This is a genomic window from Streptomyces sp. NPDC055013 (assembly GCF_053608645.1).
Map to the genome: position 1 here is coordinate 237,382 of NZ_JBSGVW010000004.1, position 21,537 is coordinate 258,918.

At 72.9% G+C, this 21,537-nt stretch carries 2 protein-coding genes; both read left to right on the forward strand.

What is annotated here, in order from left to right; all coding sequences use genetic code 11:
- Positions 1-32: 32 nt before the first annotated feature.
- Positions 33-14,309 carry an amino acid adenylation domain-containing protein gene (locus ACWGDB_RS07480; RefSeq protein ID WP_453821543.1) on the forward strand — a complete coding sequence of 4,759 codons (14,277 nt, stop codon included), beginning with the start codon at positions 33-35 and terminating at the stop codon, positions 14,307-14,309.
- Positions 14,310-14,329: 20 nt separating this feature from the next.
- Positions 14,330-21,490, forward strand: a complete 7,161-nt coding sequence (locus tag ACWGDB_RS07485; RefSeq protein ID WP_453821646.1) for an amino acid adenylation domain-containing protein — start codon at positions 14,330-14,332, stop codon at positions 21,488-21,490.
- The last annotated feature ends 47 nt before the right edge of the window (positions 21,491-21,537 follow it).

Genomic DNA, 21,537 nt, shown 5'->3' on the forward strand with positions numbered 1-21,537 from the left:
ATCGCGCCGCGCCCTTTACTGGAGCGAGATCCATGTCCGAGCGTGTCCTGCGGCGACTCCCCCTCACCGGGGCCCAGACCGGCGTCTGGTACGGCCAGCGGCTGGCTCCCGACTCGCCGGTCTACAACGTCGGCCAGTACGTCGAGATCAACGGCCCCATCGACGTCGGTCACTTCGAGGAGGCCGTACGTCGCACGATCGGCGAGTGCGACGCGCTGACGGCACGGTTCGAGGAGGACGAGGCGGGACTGCCCCGGCAGGTGCTCCTGCCGGACCCGTTGGCGGAAGTGGCGCAGGGCCCGGTGCTTCAAGTCGAGGACCACCGCGGCGTGCCCGACCCCGACGCGGCGGCGCTGGAGGTGATGCGCGCCGACATGGAACGGCCCCTGGACCTCGCTGCCGACCCGCTGTTCGCCCACGCGCTGCACCTGGTCGGCCCGAACCGGTCCCTGTGGTACCAGCGCGCCCACCACATCGCGCTCGACGCCTACTCCTTCGCCTTGATCGCCCGGCGGGTCGCCCAGGTGTACACCGCGCTGGTCCAGGGCGCGGAGCCCGAACCCACCCGTTTCGGCTCCCTCGCCGACGTGGTCGCGGAGGAACAGGCGTACCAGGGCTCGGCCCAGGAGGGACGGGACCGGGAGTACTGGCTGTCCCGGCTCGCCGACCGGCCCGAGCCGGAGCTGCTGGCCGGTGCCGCCCACCCGGCCTCGCACACCTTCCTGCGCGACGGCGCCGTGCTGACCCCGGACGCGACGGCCTCCCTGCACGCCATCGGGCGTACGGCACGCGCCACTTGGGCCGATGCGGTCACCGCGGCGTGGGCCGCATTCCTGCACCGCTCCACCGGTTCCCGCGACGTGCTGCTGTCGATGCCCGCGATGTCCCGCCTGGGCTCGGCGGCACTGTGGGTGCCCTCGATGGTGGTGAACGTGCTGCCGCTGCGCGTGCCGGTCCGTCCGGACCGTTCCATGGCCGAGCTGACGGCCGATTTGGCGTGCCAGGTACGGGAGTTGCGCGCCCACCACCGCTACCGGGCCGAGGACATCCGCCGCGACCTAGGGCTGGTGGGCCGCGAGCAGGGCCTGCTGGGACCGATGGTGAACATCAAGGCCTTCGACTACGCCCTCGACTTCGCGGGCGCCCCCGGCACCGTTCGCAACCTGGCCGCCGGCCCCGTCCACGACCTCACGCTCCAGCTGTACAACGACGCCGCCGACGGGCACATTCGCTTCGAACTGGACGCCAACCCCCTTGCCTACGACGCGGATACGCTCGCCGCTCGGTGCGTCGAGTTCACGCAGTTCCTCTCCGAGGTCGCCGCGACCGGTCCCGGCACCCCGGTGGGCCGCCCGGACCTGGTCGACGCCGAGACCCGGCTCGCCCTGCTGGCCGCCGCGGACGGCACCGTGCGCGAGATCGTGCCCGGCACGGTCGTCGACGCGTTCGCCGAGCAGGCCGCCGCCCACCCCGGGCGTACGGCGGTCATCGCGGCCGGGCGCGAACTCACCTACGCCGAACTGGACGAACGTTCCGACCGTCTGGCCCGCTTGCTCACCGACCGCGGCGTCGGCCCGGAGGCATACGTCGGCATCGCTCTGCCGCGCACGGAGGACCTGCTGGTCGCGCTGCTCGCCGTACTCAAGTCGGGCGGCGCCTATCTGCCTCTGGACCTGGACTACCCGGCCGACCGGCTGGAGTACATGGTCCGCGACGCCCGCCCGGTCTGCGTGCTGACCACCCTCGCCGCGGCGCCGTCGGCACCGGACGTGCCCGGCACCGACACCGTCGTCCTGGACGCGCCCGACACGCTGGCCGCACTGGCCGCGGACGCAGGCACCGAGGGCGGGCGCAACGCCCCGCTCGACGGCGCGCACCCGGCGTACATCATCCACACCTCCGGCTCCACCGGCCGCCCCAAGGGCGTGGTCGTACCGCACGCGGCACTGGCCAACTTCCTGCGGATGCAGGCGCACGAGCTGCCGTTCACTCCCGGGGACACCCTGGTCGCGGTCACCACGATCTCGTTCGACATCGCCGCGCTGGAGCTGTGGGTGCCGCTGATCACCGGCGCGACCGTGGTGCTCGCGGACCGCGACACGGTCCGTGACCCGGCCGCGCTCGCCACGCTGGTGGACGCGCACCGTCCCGCCGTGATGCAGGCGACCCCGTCGCTGTGGCACGCCCTGCTGGAGGACGGCCGTCCGGCGGCCCTCGTCGGCACGTCCGTCCTCGTCGGCGGTGAGGCGGTCCCGGCGGCACTGGCCGAACGCCTCGCCCGCACCGCCCGCCGCGTCACCAACGTCTACGGCCCGACCGAGGTGACCATCTGGGCCACCTCCTCCACCCTCACCCCCGACCACACCGGTACGCCCGACATCGGCACCCCGTTCTGGAACACCCGCGCCTACGTCCTCGACGGCGCCCTGCGTCAGGCACCCACCGACCGCCCTGGCGAGCTGTACCTGGCCGGCGCGCAGCTCGCACGCGGCTATCTGGGCCGCCACGGACTGACCTCGGAGCGGTTCGTCGCCGACCCGTACGGCACCCCCGGCAGCCGTATGTACCGCACCGGCGACCTGGTGCGGCGGCGCGCGGACGGGCGCATCGAGTTCCTCGGCCGGGCCGACGACCAGGTCAAGGTACGCGGGTTCCGGATCGAACTCGGCGAGATCGAGAGCGTGTTGGGCGCCGCCGACACGGTCGGGCACGCGGTGGTCGTGGTCCGTGAGGACCTGCTCGGCTCCCAGCACCTGGTCGGCTATGTCACCGCCGCGGCGAACGGCCCCGCCCCCGATCCGGCCGCGCTGAGGGCGCTGGCCGCCGAGCGGCTGCCCGAGTACATGGTGCCCTCGGCCGTGGTGGCGCTGGACGCCTTCCCGCTGACCGCCAACGGCAAGGTCGACCGGCGCGCACTGCCCGCGCCCGACCTGTCCGGGCTGACCACATCCGGGGCGCGGGCCCCGCGCGGCCCACATGAGGAGATCCTGAGCGGGATCTACGCCGACGTTCTCGCCCTGCCGGCGGTCGGGCCGGACGACGACTTCTTCACGCTCGGCGGGCACTCGCTGCTCGCGGCCCGGGTGGTCGCCCGGGTACGACGGGCCCTGGGCGCCGAGTGCGGCATCCGCGACATCTTCGAGGCCCGTACCGTGGCGGCGCTGGCCGAGCGGCTGGCGGGGCGCGGCACCAGCGGGCGTCCGCCGCTGACGGCGTCGACGGCCGCGGACCGCCCGGAGCCGCTGCCGCTGTCCCACGCACAGCGTCGGCTGTGGTTCCTGCACCAGATGGAGGGGCCGAGCGCCACCTACAACATCCCGTTCGTGGCCCATTTCGACGAGCCGCTGGACACGTACGTGCTGGGCGCCGCGCTGGGTGACGTCGTGGCCCGGCACGAGACGCTGCGGACGGTCTTCGCCGAGTTGGACGGGGAGCCTCACCAGCGCGTGCTGTCACCGGCGGAGGCGGACGTGCGTCTGCGGGTCGTCGAGGCTCCGAAGGAACGTTTCGACGCGGAGAGCGAACGCGCCCTCCGCCACCTCTTCGACCTCGCGGCCGAGCCCCCGATCCGGGTGACCGTACTGCGCGACCCGGCGAGCGGCGCCCACGCGCTGGTGGTCCTGCTTCACCACATCGCGAGCGACGAGTGGTCCATGGGCCCGTTCCTGCGCGACCTGGAACTGGCGTACGCGGCCCGGACCGCGGAGAGCACACCCGAGTTCGCCGAACTGCCCGTGCAGTACGCCGACTTCGCACACTGGCAGGGCAACCTCCTCGGCCGTGGTGACGCCCCCACGGCCCTCAGGGAGCGGCAGACGGCCTACTGGCGCGAGACCCTCACCGACCTGCCCGAGGAACTGTCCCTGCCCACCGACCGGCCGCGACCCGCCGTGCCGAGCGGCGCGGGCGGTCTGGTGCACCGGCAGCTGCCGGACGAACTGGCCGCCGGAGTACGCCGCTTGGCACGGGAGACCGGCTCCAGTGTCTTCATGGTCGTGCACGCCGCTGTCGCGACCCTGCTGCACCGGCTCGGCGCCGGCGACGACATCCCCCTCGGCACCCCCGTCGCCGGACGCCCCGACACCGCCCTCGACGACCTCGTCGGCTTCTTCGTCAACACCCTCGTCCTACGCACCGACCTCTCCGGCGACCCCACCTTCACAGGTCTGATCGAGCGCGTACGCGCCACCGACCTCGCCGCCCTCGACCACGCCGACCTCCCCTTCGACAGCGTCGTGGAGACCCTGAACCCCCACCGCACCCTCACCCGCCACCCCCTCTTCCAGACGATGGTGTCGCACAGCACGGTCACCCAGGACGTGCGCCGCCTGTTCGACAGGGACACCCGGGTCGAGCGCATCGATCCCGGCACGACCAAGTTCGACCTCGACTTCACGTTCAACGACACGGCGGACCGCGACGACCTGGATCTGGAGGTGTTCTTCTCCTCCGACCTGTTCGACAGATCCACGGTCGAGCGGCTGACGGGCCGTCTGCTGAGCCTGCTGGAACAGGCGGTGGCCGATCCCGCGCGACCGCTGTCGGCGTACGACCTGCTCGACGCCGACGACCGCGACCTGCTGGCGCAGTGGAACGACACCGCCCGCCCGGTCCCGGTGGAGAGCGTGACGGAACTCCTGGCCCAGCGGTCCGCGCGCACTCCGCAGGCGCTCGCCGTGGTGTGCGGGGACGTCCGACTGACCTTCGCCGACCTGGACGACCGGATCGAGCGGCTGGCCCGGGTGCTGGCCGTCGAGGGCGTCGGCCCGGACACGGTGGTGGCGCTCGGCCTGCCCCGCTCGGCCGACTCGGTGGTGGCCGCGTTCGCCGTGCTGCGAGCGGGCGGCGCCTATCTGCCGCTGGACCTGGACCACCCGGAGCACCGGCTGGCGTTCATGCTTCAGGACGCGGCCCCGGTCTGCGTACTCACGGCGGGCCCCGCCACGGCCAGAGTGCCGGAGACACCGGGCGTCGCACGTCTCGTGCTGGACGAGCCGTCGTTCGCGACACGGCTCGCGACGGCACCGGAGCTGCCCGCGCCGCGCCCAGCGGGGCCGGACCACCTGGCGTACGTCATCTACACCTCCGGCTCCACCGGCCGCCCCAAGGGCGTGGGCCTGCACCACGCGGGCCTCACCAACCTGTACCGCGACCACGAACGCGAGCTCTACCGGCCCCTCGCCGACCGGCTGGGCCGCCGGGTGCGGGCGCTGCACACGGCGTCGTTCGCGTTCGACTCGTCCTGGGAGCAGCTGCTGTGGCTGGTCGCGGGGCACGAGCTGCACATCCTGGACGAGTACGGCCGCCGGGACGCCGACGCGGTGGTGACGTACGTACGCGAACACCGCGTCGACACCCTGGACGTCACTCCGTCCTACGGCCGCCAGCTCCTGGACGCCGGGCTGCTGGCCGGCGAGTGGCGCCCGCCGCTGTTCCTGCTCGGCGGCGAGGCCGTGCCGCCCGCGCTGTGGACGGAGCTGCGCGGGGTGCCCGGCGTGGAGACCGTCAACTACTACGGTCCGACCGAGTTCACCGTGGACGCGCTGGTGGCTCGGGTCACCGACGCGCCGGCGCCGGTCGTCGGCCGCCCCTTGGACAACACCCGCGCCCATGTCCTGGACGCGCGCCTGCGCCCGGTGCCGCCGGGTGTTCCCGGTGAGCTGTATCTGGCGGGTGTGCAGAACGCGCGCGGCTATCTGGGCCGGTACGCGCTGACCGCCGAGCGGTTCGTCGCCGACCCGTACGGTGCCCCGGGCACCCGCATGTACCGCACCGGCGACCTCGCGCGCCGACGTCCGGACGGCACCCTGGAGTTCCTCGGCCGGGCCGACGACCAGGTCAAACTGCGCGGCTTCCGGATCGAACTCGGCGAGATCGAGGAGGCGTTGACGGCACGCGCGGGCGTGGGCGCGGCGGCGGTCCTGGTCCGTGAGGACGTCCCGGGCGTGCCACGGCTGGTCGCGTATGTCACCGGAGCGGCCGACCCGGCGGCACTGCGCCGCGAACTTGCCGCCGAACTGCCGGAGTACATGGTCCCGGCGGCGGTCGTGATGCTGGACGTGCTCCCAACCAACGTGAACGGCAAGCTGGACCGGACCGCGCTGCCCGCCCCGGCGCTCACCGCGGCCGAGCCGTCGCGGCCGCCTCAGGGCGCGGCGGAGGAGCGGCTGGCCACCGTCTTCGCCGAGGTGCTGGGACTGTCCACGGTCGGCGCCGAGGACGACTTCTTCGCCCTCGGCGGGCATTCGCTGCTCGCGACGCGCCTGGTCGCGCGAGTGCGTGGCCTGGGCACCGACTGCTCGGTGCGGGACGTGTTCGAGACCCGGACCGTCGCGGCTCTCGCGGCCCGGCTGGCCGAACGCTCGGAGTCGGCGCGGCCCGCGCTCACCCGGGCGGCCGACCGGCCGGCGCTGCCGCCGGTGTCGTACGCCCAGCGCAGGCTGTGGTTCCTGCATCAGGTGGAGGGCCCGGGCAGCACGTACACCATCCCGGTCGCGCTGCGGCTGCGCGGCACGGTGGACGTACGGGCTCTGGAGACGGCGCTCGCGGACGTGGTGGCCCGGCACGAGACGCTGCGCACGGTGTTCACCGAGGTGGACGGCGAGCCGTACCAGCGCGTCCTCGCACCCGGCGAGGCCCGTGTGCCGTTCGTGGCGCGCACCGTGGGGGTCGGGGAACTGGAGCGGGAGGTGGAGTCCGCCGCCGGTGCGGTGTTCGACCTGACCACGGAACTGCCCGTGCGCGTCACGCTGTTGAGCGCCGGGGACGACGACCACGTACTCGTCGTCCTGCTGCACCACATCGCCACGGACGAATGGTCGACGGGCCCGCTCCTGGCGGATCTGAACACCGCGTACGAGTCCCGGTTCGCCGGCTCGGCGCCGGACTTCGCGGAACTGCCCGTCCAGTACGCCGACTTCGCGCTCTGGCAGCGCGATCTGCTCGGCGACACCGTCGACCGGGATGCGCCGGCTACCCGTCAGATGTCCTATTGGCGCGAGGCGTTGACGGATGCCCCCGAGGAACTGGCTTTGCCCACCGACCGGCCGCGTCCCGCCGTTCCCTCCCACCGGGGCGACACGGTGACGGTGGAGTTGTCCGGCGATGTGGCGACCGGGCTGGAGCGGATCGCGGCGGACGCGGGCGCGACGATGTTCATGGTGGTGCACACCGCCGTTGCCGCGCTGCTCCACCGCCTCGGCGCCGGCGACGACATCCCTCTCGGCACCCCCGTCGCCGGACGCCCCGACACCGCCCTCGACGACCTCGTCGGCTTCTTCGTCAACACCCTCGTGCTACGCACCGACCTCTCCGGAAACCCGACCTTCACGGCGCTGGTCGACCGCGTACGCGCCACCGACCTCGCCGCCCTCGACCACGCCGACCTCCCCTTCGACACCGTCGTAGAGGCCCTGAACCCCCACCGCACGCTCGCCCGCCACCCCCTCTTCCAGACGATGGTGGCCTACGAGGGCGGCGGCCCGGACCCGAGCCGGATACTCGGCACGGACGCGGCGGAGTTCCCGGTGCACGCCGGAGCGGCCAAGTTCGACCTGGAGATTCTGTTCCGACGGGTTCAGGGGGCCGACGGGCCGACGCTGACCTGCGGGGTGCGGTACGCCACCGACCTGTTCGACCGAGCGGGCGCCGAGCGACTGGTAGAGCGGCTGGTGCGGCTGCTGGAGCAGGTGGTGGACACGCCGGACACCTCGCTGGCGGAACTGGATCTGCTGGCGGACGGTGAGCGGGAGCGCGTACTGCGCGGCTGGAACGACACCGCGCGGGTGCTCGACGGCCCGGCGACGCTGGCCGACCTCGTCGCGGCAGGTGTCGAGGACCTGGAGGCGCCTGCTCTCGTCTTCGACGGCCGGTTCCTGACGCGGGGTGCCTTCGAGGAGCGGGTCAACCGATTGGCCCGGCTGCTCATCGGGCGGGGCGTGGGGCCCGAGTCGGTCGTCGCCGTGGCACTCCCCCGCTCCTTCGACCTCCTCGTCGCACTTCACGCCGTGGTGCGTGCCGGAGGCGCTTACTTGCCTCTCGACCCGACCCTGCCCACCGACCGCATCGTCCACATGACCGACACCGCGTCGCCGGTCGCGATCCTGACCGACGCCGAGTCGGAGCAGAAGCTCGCGGACGAAATCGGCGGGGAGCGGCTCGTGCTGGACTCGGCTTCCGTGGCGGCGGAGTTGGCCGGTCTGCCCTCGGAGCCGGTGACGGACGCCGACCGCGTCGCGCCGCTGTTGCCGTCCCACCCGGCGTACGTGCTGTTCACCTCCGGATCCACCGGCCGCCCGAAGGGCGTGATCGTCGAACACGCAGCGATCGTCAACCGCCTGGAGTGGATGCAGAACGCCTACCAGCTCACCGCGACGGACCGCGTCCTCCAGAAGACCCCGACCACCTTCGACGTCTCCGTATGGGAACTCTTCTGGCCCCTCGCCACCGGAACCCCCCTCGTCATCACCCGACCCGACGGACACAAGGACCCGCACTACCTGGCCGGCCTCATCCGCGAACAGGCCGTCACCGTCTGCCACTTCGTGCCGTCGATGCTCGCCGCCTTCCTCACCGAGACCGAGCTGACGACCTGCCCCAGCCTGCGACTCGTCGTGTGCAGTGGCGAGGCGCTTCCCACCGACCTGGCGGCACGGTTCCACGCCTCCGCCGGGCAACGCCCCATCGCCCTGGAGAACCTCTACGGCCCCACCGAAGCCGCCGTCGACGTCACCCGCGCACCGGCCTTTGCCGACCACAACATCTCCGTACCCATCGGCTCACCCATCTGGAACACACAGGTCTACGTCCTCGACCACCACCTCAACCCCTGCCCCACCAACACCCCCGGCGAGCTCTACCTCGCCGGCACCCAACTCGCCCGCGGCTACCTCACCCAACCCACCCTCACCGCCGAACGCTTCACCGCCAACCCCTACGGCCCACCCGGCACCCGCATGTACCGCACCGGCGACCTCGCCCACTGGAACACCAACGGCACCCTCACCTACCTCGGCCGCACCGACCACCAAATCAAACTCCGCGGACAACGCATCGAACTCGGCGAAATCGAAGCCACGTTGACGACCGTCGCCGGAGTCGCACAGGCGGTGGTCATGGTCCGCGAGGACACGCCAGGGGCACAGCGCCTCGTGGCGTATGTCGTCGCCGGCTCGGCTGTCGACGCGGGCGCCCTGCGCGCCCATGCCGCGAGCCGGCTCCCCGAGTACATGGTGCCCACCGCGTTCGTGCGGCTGGACTCTCTGCCGCTGAGCACCAGCGGCAAACTCGACCGACGCGCCCTGCCCGCTCCCCCGCTGGCGGAGGTGGCGGGGGCGTCGCGGGCGCCGCGCAACGCCCGTGAGGAGGTCGTCGCCGGGGTCTTCGCCGCCGTACTCGACCGGACGGCGGTCGGTGTGGAGGACGACTTCTTCGCCCTCGGCGGTCATTCGCTGCTGGCCACGCGTGTGGTGGGGCGGCTGCGGGCCGCGCTGGGGGTGGAGTGCGCGGTACGGGACCTGTTCGAGGCGCCTACGGTCGCGGCGCTCGCATCCCGGCTGGCCGAGCGGTCGGCTTCGGGGCGGCCCGCCCTGGGCCGGGCCGAAGAGCGACCTGCGCTGCTGCCGCTGTCGTACGCCCAGCGCAGGCTGTGGCTGATCGACAGCGTGCAGGGCCCTGGCACGACGTACAACGTGCCACTGGCAGTCCGACTGCGTGGCGCGGTGGACGCACGGGCGCTCGAGGCGGCCCTCGCGGACGTGGTGGCCCGGCACGAGACGCTGCGCACGGTGTTCACCGAGGTGGACGGGGAGCCGTATCAGCGCGTCCTCTCACCCGGCGAGGTCCAGGTGCCGTTCACCGTGCGCCGGGTGGCCGCCGAACTGCTGGCGGCGGAGGCGAAGTCCGAGGGCCGGCACGTCTTCGACCTGGCTCGGGAGATTCCGCTGCGTGCCTCGCTGCTCAGCGCGACGGACGACGACACGGACGACGACCACGTACTGCTCCTGCTGCTGCACCACATCGCCACGGACGAGTGGTCGACCGGCCCGCTGCTGACCGACCTGGACACCGCCTACCGGGCCCGCGCCGCCGGTTCTGCTCCGGAGTTCACCGAACTGCCGCTGCAGTACGCCGACTTCACGCTCTGGCAGCGTGATCTGCTCGGCGACCCGGCCGACACCGGCTCGCCGGCGGCGCGGCAGGCGGAGCATTGGCGGACGGCCCTCGCCGGGCTGCCCGAGGAGCTGGATCTGCCCACCGACCGGCCGCGTCCCGCCGTCCCCTCCCACGGAGGCGACGTGGTCCACTTCGAGGTCTCGTCGCGTACGGGTGCGGGGCTGGCCCGGATCGCGCGGGAGCACGGGGCGACGATGTACATGGTGGTGCACGCGGCGGTCGCCGCGCTGCTGCACCGCCTCGGTGCCGGCGACGACATCCCTGTCGGCACTCCCGTCTCCGGACGGGAGGACGAGCAGGTGGACCGGTTGGTCGGCTTCTTCCTCAACACGCTGGTGCTGCGGGCGGACCTGTCCGGCGACCCGACCTTCGCCGCACTGGTCGAGCGGGTCAGGGACACCGGACTCGCCGCCTTCTCGAACGCCGATCTGCCGCTTGAGGCGGTGACCGAGGCGGTCAGGCAAGCTCGCGCCCAGTCCCGCAATCCGCTGTTCCGGACGATGGTGACGTACCACTCGGTGACCACCGAGGTGGCGGAGCTGTTCGGGGTTCCGGCCGAGGAACTGCCCGTGGAGATCGGCGGCTCCAAGTTCGACCTGGAGTTCGCGTTCGGGGGTTCCGAGAAGGACGGCCGGATCAGCTGTGGTGTGCGCTTCGCGACGGACCTGTTCGAGCAGGCGAGCGCCGAGCGACTGGCCGCGCGGCTGGTGCTGCTGCTGGACGCGGTGGCCGCCGCACCGGACCTGGCCCTCTCCGCCCTGCCGGTCATGGAGGCGGAGGAGCGGGAGCGGGTGTTGCGCGGATGGAACGACACCGCGCGGGTGCTCGCCGGCCCGGCGACCCTCGCGGACCTGGTGACGGCCGGCGCCGGCGATCAGGAGGCGACCGCCCTCCTCTTCGACGGCCGGTTCCTGACGCGGGGTGCCTTCGAGGAGCGGGTCAACCGATTGGCCCGGCTGCTCATCGGGCGGGGCGTGGGGCCCGAGTCGGTCGTCGCCGTGGCACTCCCCCGCTCCTTCGACCTCCTCGTCGCACTTCACGCCGTCGTCCGAGCCGGAGGCGCTTACCTCCCCCTCGACCCCACCCTGCCCACCGACCGCCTCGCCTACATGACCGACACCGCGGCACCCCGCTGCGTGATCGCGGACCGCGCCTCACTGGACGGGCTGCCGGACCGGCTCCGCACCGAAGCCGTGGTTCTCGACGGAGCTTCGGTGGCAGGGGAGTTGGCCGGTCTGTCTGCGGAGCCGGTGACGGACGCCGACCGCGTCGCGCCGCTGTTGCCGTCCCACCCGGCGTACGTGCTCTTCACCTCCGGATCCACCGGCCGCCCGAAGGGCGTGATCGTCGAACACGCAGCGATCGTCAACCGCCTGGAGTGGATGCAGAACGCCTACCAGCTCACCGCGACGGACCGCGTCCTGCAGAAGACCCCGACCACCTTCGACGTCTCCGTATGGGAACTCTTCTGGCCCCTCGCCACCGGAACCCCCCTCGTCATCACCCGACCCGACGGACACAAGGACCCGCACCACCTGGCCGGCCTCATCCGCGAACAGGCCGTCACCGTCTGCCACTTCGTGCCGTCGATGCTCGCCGCCTTCCTCACCGAGACCGAGCTGACGACCTGCCCCAGCCTGCGACTCGTCGTGTGCAGTGGCGAGGCGCTTCCCACCGACCTGGCGGCACGGTTCCACGCCTCCGCCGGGCAACGCCCCATCGCCCTGGAGAACCTCTACGGCCCCACCGAAGCCGCCGTCGACGTCACCCGCGCACCAGCACACACCAGCGAATCAGCCTCCGTACCCATCGGCTCACCCATCTGGAACACACAGGTCTACGTCCTCGACCACCACCTCAACCCCTGCCCCACCAACACCCCCGGCGAGCTCTACCTCGCCGGCACCCAACTCGCCCGCGGCTACCTCACCCAACCCACCCTCACCGCCGAACGCTTCACCGCCAACCCCTACGGCCCACCCGGCACCCGCATGTACCGCACCGGCGACCTCGCCCACTGGAACACCAACGGCACCCTCACCTACCTCGGCCGCACCGACCACCAAATCAAACTCCGCGGACAACGCATCGAACTCGGCGAAATCGACAGCGTGCTCGCCGACGCGGCGGGTGTCGCGCAGGTCGTAGCCCACGTTCGCGAGGACCGGCCCGGCGTGCAGCAGCTCGTCGCCTATGTGGTGCCCGCGCCCGGTGCCGCCGTCGACCCTGCGGCCCTGCGGGATCACGCGGCCGAGCGGCTGCCCGAGTACATGGTCCCGGCCCTGTTCATGGAGTTGGACTCCCTGCCGCTCAACCCCAACGGCAAGCTGGACCGACGCGCCCTGCCCGCCCCGCCGACCGCCGCGGGGCGCCCGGCCGACCCGCAGGGAGCCCCCGGCGACGGTGCGGCAGGCGTGCTCGCCCGGCTGATGGCCGAGGTGCTCGGGCTGCCCCAGGTCGGCGCCGACGACAACTTCTTCGAGTTGGGCGGCGACAGCATCGTCTCCATCCGGCTGGTGAGCCTCGCCCGGAAGGAGGGAGTCACGGTCACGGCCCGTCAGGTGTTCCAGCACCCGACGCCGGCCGGCCTCGCGGCGGAGGTCGCACCTGCGGCCGCGCAGCCGCCGGGCCGCACGGCGGACGTGGGCACCGGGCCGCTGGTGCTGCCGCCGGTCGCGCACTGGCTGGCCTCGCGCGGGGGCCCGTTCGAACGGTTCTGCCAGGCGCGGCTGGTGCGGCTGCCCGCTGGTGCGCGCGGGGCCGATCTGGTCACGGCACTCCAGGCGGTCCTGGACCGGCACGACGGCCTGCGTCAGGTGCTGACCGTGGCGCGTCCGGGGCTGTGGAGTGCTGAGGTGCGGCCCGCCGGTTCGCTTGCCGCCTCCGTCGTGCTGCGCACGGTGGACGCCGTCGGCGCGGAGGGCGAGGCGCTGCGCGAGCTGGTGGCGACCGCGTCGGACCGGGCGGCCGGTGAACTCGACCCGGTCTCCGGCGAGACCGTGCGGGCGGTGTTCTTCGACGCCGGTCCCGACGCGCCCGGCCGTCTGCTGCTGGTGGCGCACCACCTGGTCGTCGACGAGGTGTCGTGGCAGATCCTGCTGCCCGATCTCCGGGCGGCCTGGGAGGCTGCGGCGGCGGGCCGTGGTCCGGTCCTGGATCCGGTGCCGACGTCGCTGCGGACGTGGACGGCCGGGCTGCTGGCCGAGGCGCACAGCACCCGGCGGCTGGCGGAGCTGGACCGCTGGCTCGGGGAGGTGCCCGGCGGGCGGCTGCTGACGGACCGCGCCCTGGATCCCGCGCGGGACACGGTGGCGAGCGCCCGCCGCCTGGTAGTACGGCTGTCGGCGGAGCGCACCGAGCCACTGCTGGCGCGGGTTCCGCAGGCGGTGCACGGCACGGTGAGCGATGTCCTGCTCACGGCGTTCGCCCTGGCCGTCGGAGAGTGGGGAGGCCGGTCGGACCGAGCGGCCGTCACCGCCGCCTTCACGGTGGACCTGGAGGGGCACGGCCGCGAGCAGGACCTGCTGCCGGGCGCCGACCTGACCCGCACAGTCGGATGGCTCACGGCTGTCCACCCGCTGCCGCTGGCGGCCCGTGCCTACGACCCCGTGGCCGTGCTCGCGGGCACCGAGGACGCGGGCGGCGCGCTCAAGGAGGTCAAGGAACTGCTGCGGAGCGTGCCCGACGGCGGTGTCGGGGCGGGGCTGCTCCGTTACCTCAACGCCGGTAGCGCCGCCCTGTTCGACCCGGGCGCGCGTCCCGAGGTGCTGTGGAACTACCTGGGCCGGCAGACGGCCCGGCCGGCCTCCGACTGGGGACCGGCGCCGGAGTCCGACGCCCTCGCCGTGGGCCCGGACCCGGCGATGCCGCTCTCCCATCCGCTGGAGGTCGTCACCGAGGTGGCGCACGGCTCCGACGGACCGGAGTTGACGGCCCTGTTCGTGTGGGCGGGCGAGGCCCTTTCCCAGAACACCGTCAGCTCACTGGCGGACGGCTGGCTGAACGCGCTTCAGGCGCTGACCGACTGGGCGGACGGCGGCACGACGGCCGGGCACACGCCCTCCGACCTCGACCTGCTCGATCTCGACCAGGACCAGATCACCATGCTCGAAGAAATGTGGAGGGCCCAGCAGTGAAGCAGGCTCGTATCGAGGACATGCTGCCGCTGTCCCCCCTGCAGCAGGGCATGCTGTTCCATTCCGTGTACGACGCCGACCGCGGTGCCGCCGATGTCTACACCGTGCAGGTGACGGTGGCCCTGGCGGGGCGGGTCGATGCCGGCCGGCTGGAGCGGGCGGCGGCCGCGCTGCTGCGCCGGCATCCGAACCTGCGGGCCGGGTTCTGGCACGAAGGAGTGCCGCAGCCGGTGCAGGTCGTGCCCGCCGAGGTGACGATCACCGTGGACCGGGCCGATCTGCCGGTCGCCGTGGAGACCGGGAAGGCGCTCGCGGAGCTGGAACGGGCCGAGCTGGCCCGGCGGTTCGAGCTGCACCGGCCGCCGCTGCTGCGGCTGGTACTGGCGCGGGTGGCCGAGGACGACCACCGGCTGGTGATCACCGTGCATCACATCCTCGTCGACGGCTGGTCGATGCCGCTGCTGGTGGGCGATCTACTGGCGCTTTACGGCGCTGACGGCGAGGCCTCCGCGCTACCGGCGGTGCGTCCGTACCGGGACTACCTGAAGTGGCTCAAGCGGCAGGACGTACGGGCGGCCGAGACGGCCTGGCGGGATGCTCTGGCGTCGCTGGAGGAGCCGACGCTGGTGGCGCCCGCCGACCCGGCCCGTCCCGTGGTGCGTCCGGGCGTGCATGCGCTGGAGTTGTCGGCGGAGGCGACGGCCCGGCTGACGGCCGCGGCCCGGCGGCTGGGCACCACGCCGAGCACGCTGATCCAGGCGGCCTGGGGTTTGGTCGTACGGCAGTTGACGGGGCGCCAGGACGTCGTGTTCGGGCTGACGGTCTCGGGACGCCCGGACGAGATACCCGGGGTCGAGTCGATGCTCGGCCTGTTCATCACGACCGTGCCGGTGCGGATGAGGCTGTGGCAGGACGAGAGCGTGGAGGGGCTGCTGCGGCGGTTCCGTGACGAGCAGAACGCCCTGCTCGCCCACCATCACCTGGGACTCGGCTCCATCCAGAAGCAGGCGGGCGGCCGTGAGCTGTTCGACACGCTGGTGGTCATCGAGAACTATCCGGTGGACCCGCACGCCACGCGGCAGGCGGGCGAGGGCCTGCGGGTCGCCGGCATCGAGGCCCGGGACGCCACGCACTACCCGCTCACTCTCGCGGTGGCGCTGGAGGAGCGTGCGCTGCTGCGGCTGGAGTACCGGCCCGACCTGTTCGACGCACGTCAGGCGGAGCTGGTCGCCGGGCGGCTGACCCTCGCGCTGGAGCGGCTCTCCGGCGCCCCCGGAACCGCCGTGGGCGCGCTGGAGCTGCTGCCGGACGCGGAGTTGGAACGGATCCGGGCGAGCTGGCCGGGGGCCTCGCGGGAGGTTCCGGAGGGCACGGTCGCGGACCGGTTCGCCGAGCAGGCGGCGCGTACGCCGAACGCGGTGGCGGTGGTCTCCGGCGAGGTGTCGCTGACGTTCGCGGAGCTCGACGAGCGGGCCGCGCGGCTGGCCGGGCTGCTCGTCGGGCGCGGGGTGGGCCCGGAGTCGGTGGTGGCGCTGGCGGTGCCCAGGTCGGCCGACTCGGTGGTGGCGATCCTCGCCGTGCTGAGGGCGGGCGGCGCGTATCTGCCGCTGGACCTGGACTATCCGGCGGACCGGCTCGGCTACATGCTGCAGGACGCCGGTCCGGTGTGCGTGCTCACCACGTCGCAGGCGGTGGGGCTGCTGCCGGTCTCTGGCGGGCCGGAGCGGCTGGTGCTCGACACGCCGGAGACGGCTGCCGCGCTGGCCGAGGCGGTGCCACTGCGGGAGGCCCCGTCCGTGTCGGCCGAGCACCCGGCGTACGTCATCTACACGTCGGGGTCGACCGGCCGTCCCAAGGGCGTGGTGCTCACGCACGGCGGCCTGTCGAACCTCTACGCCAACCATCTCGCCGAGATCTTCGGCCCGGTGGTCGCCGCGCAGGGCGGCCGTACGCTGCGCGCCCTGCACACCGCGTCGTTCAGTTTCGACACCTCGTGGGAGCAGCTGTTCTGGCTGATCGCGGGGCACGAGCTGCACGTCCTGGACGAAGTGGGGCGCCGGGACGCGGAGTTCGTCGTCGGCTATGTGCGTGAGCGACGCGTGGACGCGATGGACGTGACGCCCACCTATGCCCAACAACTGCTGGACTGGGACTTGTTGGACGCCTCGCACCACCGTCCCACGCTGCTGCTGCTCGGCGGCGAGGCGGTGCCGCAGGCGCTGTGGTCCGAGGTGCGAGCCGCGAGCGGCGTGATGTCGGTGAACCTGTACGGGCCGACGGAGTACACCGTGGACGCACTGGCCGCCGACCTGTCCGCGAGCGCTTCGCCGGTGGTCGGCCGGCCGATCGGCAACACCTGCGCCTACGTGCTGGACGCGGCGCTGCGACCGGTGCCGGCGGGGACGACGGGTGAGCTGTATCTGGCGGGGCACGGCATGGCGCGCGGCTATCTGGGCCGGTACGGGCTGACCGCCGAGCGGTTCGTGGCCGATCCGCACGGCGGCTCCGGCAGCCGCATGTACCGCACCGGCGATCTGGTACGGCTGCGGGCGGACGGGGAGCTGGAGTACCTGGGCCGGGCCGACGACCAGGTGAAGATCCGCGGTTTCCGGATCGAGCCGGCCGAGGTGGAGTCGGCGCTCGCCGCGCTGGAGGGGATCACGGCGGCGGCGGTCGTGGTGCGCGAGGACACGCCGGGTGTGAAGCGCCTGGTGGGCTATGTGACGGGTACGGCCGATCCGGTCGCCGCACGGGATGACCTGTCCGCCGTACTGCCCGACTACATGGTGCCCGCCGCCGTGGTCGTCCTGGACGAGCTGCCGACGACGGTCAACGGCAAGCTGGACCGGGCCGCGCTGCCCGCCCCCCAGTTGTCCGGTTCCGCTTCGTCGCGTGCGCCGCGCGACGCCCGGGAGGAGGCCGTCTGCCGCGTGTTCGCGGACGTGCTGGGACTGGGTTCGGCCGGGCTGGACGACGACTTCTTCGCGCTGGGCGGGGACAGCATCGTCTCCATCCAGCTGGTCACCCGGGCCCGCAAGGAGGGGCTCGTCCTCACCCCGCGTGATGTGTTCGAGCAGCGCACCCCGGCGGGTCTGGCCGCCGCCGCCCGCTCGCTCGACGACGTCGCGACCCCCGTGGCCGCCGCGTCCGGTGAGCCGCTCGTCGCGCTGGACGAGGCCGGACGTGCCACCGTCGAGGGCGCGACCCGTGGCGTCACCGAGGTGCTGCCGCTCGCCCCGCTCCAGGAGGGCCTGTACTTCCACGCGGTGTACGACGACCGGGCGCTGGACGTCTACCTGATGCAGAACTTCGTCGAGCTGCGGCACGCCGTCGACGCTCGGGCGCTGCGGTCGGCGTTCGACGCGATGCTGCGCCGCCACCCGAACCTGCGCTCCGGGTTCTGGCACGAAGGCCTGCCGCAGCCGGTGCAGGTCGTGCCGCAGGAGTGGAAGCTGCCCTTCACGGTCCGGGACCTGACCCAGCTGACGGAGGGGGAACAGCGTTCCGCGCAGCGCGAGTTCTCGCTGTCCGACGCGGCTGCCCGGTTCGATCTGTCGGCGCCGCCGCTGATGCGGGTGACGCTGCTGAAGTTCGCCGAGGACCGCTGGATGCTGTGTGTGACGCAGCATCACATCCTCACCGACGGCTGGTCGGAGTCGCTGTTCTTCGAGGAGCTGTTCGCCCTGTACGGGCGCGACGGCGACCTCGACTCGCTGCCTCCGGTGACCCCGTACCGCGACTATCTGCGCCGCCTGGCGGACACCGACTCCGAGGCCGCGCTGGAGGCCTGGCGTACACACCTGTCCGGGCTGGACCAGGCCACCCTGGTCGCCCCGGCGGACCCGGCGCGGCAGCCGGTCACCGCCGAGGTCGTGGACCTCCCGCTGGGCGAGGAACTCAGCGACGCGCTCCGGCAGTTCGCGCGCGGCTGCGGGGTGACCCTGAACACCGTGCTGTCGGCGGCCTGGGCGCTGTCGCTGTCGGCGCTGACCGGCCGCGACGACGTGGTGTTCGGCGCCACGGTCTCGGGCCGCCCGGCGGACGTGCCCGGCGTCGACCACATGATCGGCATGTTCATGAACACGCTGCCGTTCCGGGTGACGCTTCGCCCCGACGAGCCGCTGCGCGAGCTGCTGGTGCGCATGCAGCGCGAGCACGCCGCCCTGCTCCCCCACCACTACCTCGGCCTCGGCCGCATCCAGCAGACGACCGGCCTGGGCACGCTCTTCGACACGCTGTACGTCTTCCGCAACACGCCGCTGGACGACGCCGCCCGCGAGGAGACCGTCGCCCGCTACGGCATCGGCTGGACGCACAGCGTGGACGGCACCCACTACCCGCTGACCCTCGCCGTCACGCCGGGCCCGTCGCTGGAACTGAGCCTGGCCTACCGGCCCGACCTGTACACGGCGCACACCGCCGGGGCGCTGGCTGAGCGGCTGCGCAGGCTGGTCGAGCAGTTCGCGGCCGGCGGCGCCGCTCCCGTGGGCAGGCTGCATCCGCTGGCCGCCGGCGAGCGGGCGGAACTGCTGGAGCTCGGCGACGACATGGGCCACGCGGTACCCGACGTCGCGCTGATCGACCTGTTCGCCCGGCAGGCCGCGGCCACCCCGGAGGCGACGGCGCTGGTCTTCGAGGACGAGCGGCTGAGCTACCGCGAGCTGGATGAGCGGGCCTCGCGGCTGGCGCGGTCGCTGATCGCCCGGGGCGCCGGCCCCGAGCGCGTGGTCGCCCTGGGTCTGCCGCGCTCGGCGGACTTCGTCATCGCGCTGTTCGCCGTACTGAAGACGGGTGCGGCGTATCTGCCGCTGGACCTGGACCACCCGGTGGACCGGCTCGCGATGATGGTCGAGGACGCCCTGCCGCTGTGCCTGGTCACCTCGACGGCGGTTGCCGGGCGAGTGCCGGACGTCGAGGGTGTGCCGGCGCTGGTGCTGGACGCCCCGGACACCGTGGCGGAGCTGGCGGGCCGTTCGGGCGCGCCGGTAGCCGAGGAGGAGCTGACCGCTCCGCGCGACGGCCGCCATCCCGCGTATCTGATCTACACCTCCGGCTCGACCGGCCGCCCCAAGGGCGTGGTGGTGCCCTACGCGGGACTGGTGAACATGCTCTTCAACCACCGCGAGCGGATCTTCGAGCCGGCGGTGAAGCTGGCGGGCGGACGCCGGATGCGGGTGGCGCACACGGTGTCGTTCGCGTTCGACATGTCCTGGGAGGAGTTCTTCTGGCTGGTCGACGGGCACGAGGTGCACGTCATCGGAGAGGAACTGCGCCTGGACCCGGCGGCGCTCACCGCGCACTACGACCGGGTCGGCATCGACGTCGTCAACGTCACGCCGTCGTACGGCCAGCAGCTGATCGACGCGGGCCTGCTGGACGCCGGCCGGCACCGGCCGACGCTGGTGCTGCTCGGCGGTGAGGCGGTGCCCGACTCGCTGTGGTCGCTGCTCAAGGACACCGACGGCACGATGGGTTACAACCTGTACGGGCCGACGGAGTACACCATCAACGCCCTCGGCGCGGACGCCGAGGACAGCGTCACCTCGTGCGTGGGCCGCCCGATCCACAACACCCGCGCCTATGTGCTGGACAGCGCGCTGCGGCCGGTGCCCGGCGGGGTGCCGGGCGAGCTGTATCTCGCGGGCGCGGGGCTGGCGCGCGGCTACTTCGGGCGCCCGGCGCTCACGGCCGAGCGGTTCGTGGCCGACCCGTACGGAACGCCCGGGACGCTGATGTACCGCACCGGCGACCTGGTGCGGTGGCGGGCCGACGGCCAGATCGACTATCTGGGCCGCACCGACCACCAGGTGAAGATCCGCGGCTTCCGGATCGAGCTGGGCGAGATCGAGTCGGCGCTGACCGACGTCCCGGGTGTGGCCGCCGCGGCGGTCACGGTGCACACGGGGCCGAACGGTGTGAAGCGACTGGTGGCGTACACGGTCGCCGCCTCCTTCGGGCCCGAGGGTGCGCAGGACGTCGAGGCGCTGCGGTCCCGGCTGTCGGCCGTGCTGCCGGAGTTCATGGTGCCGTCGGTGTTCGTGTCGCTGGACGCGCTGCCGCTGACGGTGAACGGCAAGGTGGACCGGGTCGCTTTGCCGGCGCCCGCGTTCGGGGAGACGGCCACGGGGCGTCCGCCGAAGGACACCCGCGAGGAGCTGCTGTGCCGGCTGTTCGCGGAGGTGCTGGGCCTGGAGCGGGTCGGCGTCGAGGACAACTTCTTCGACCTGGGCGGCCATTCGCTGCTGGCGATGCGGCTGGTGGGCCGGATCCGGACCGAGCTGGGCGTGCCGGTGCAGGTCGGAACGGTGATGACGGCGCCGACGGTCGCCGGGGTGGCCGCGCGGATCGGCACCGACGCCCGCCGTGACGCGCTGCGGGTGCTGCTGCCGCTGCGTGAGAAGGGTGACCGGGCGCCGCTGTTCTGCTTCCATCCGGCGTCCGGGTTCAGTTGGCAGTACACCGGCCTGCTGCGCCACCTCGATCCGGACCGGCCGGTGTACGGAGTGCAGTCGCCGGGCCTGTCCGGGGCGCTGCCCGAGGTGGCCGACGTGGCGGGACTGTGCGAGCGGTACCTGGCGGAGATCCGGGCCGTGCAGCCCGAGGGGCCGTACCACTTCGCCGGCTACTCCTTCGGCGGCACGGTGGCGCAGACGCTCGCCGCGATGCTCCAGGAGCGCGGCGAGGAGGTGGCGTTCCTGGCGCTGCTGGACGCCTATCCGCCGGAGCGGGACGACTGGTCGTACGTCGACTCCCCCGACTGGCGGGAGCGGCTGGAGCGTGAGGAGAGCGGCTTCCTGCTGTCGGTGGCCGGTCTGGACGGCGACACCGGCCGGGCGGTGAGCCGGGCGGAGGCGGTGGCCGCGATCCGTGACAGCCAGGGGCTGCTCGCCGGGTTCGACGAGTCGCTGCTGCACGCCATCGTCGACACCAACATGCACTGCGTACGGCTGCTGTCGCGGAGCCGGACCCGCGACTACCGCGGCGACGTGCTGTTCTTCACCGCCTCGCGGACCACGGCCGCCGAGGACGCCCCGGGCGAGGTGTGGCCGGCGTACGTCACCGGCGCCCTCACCGAGCACGTACTGGACTGTTCCCACGACGAGTTGATGTCACCGCGTGCGCTGGACGAGATCGGCCCGCTGCTGGACGCGGCGCTGCGGGCCGTCCCGCCCGTCGGGTGACGTCCGCGAACTCCTCCTCCCCGTCCGACGACCCACCACACAGACCT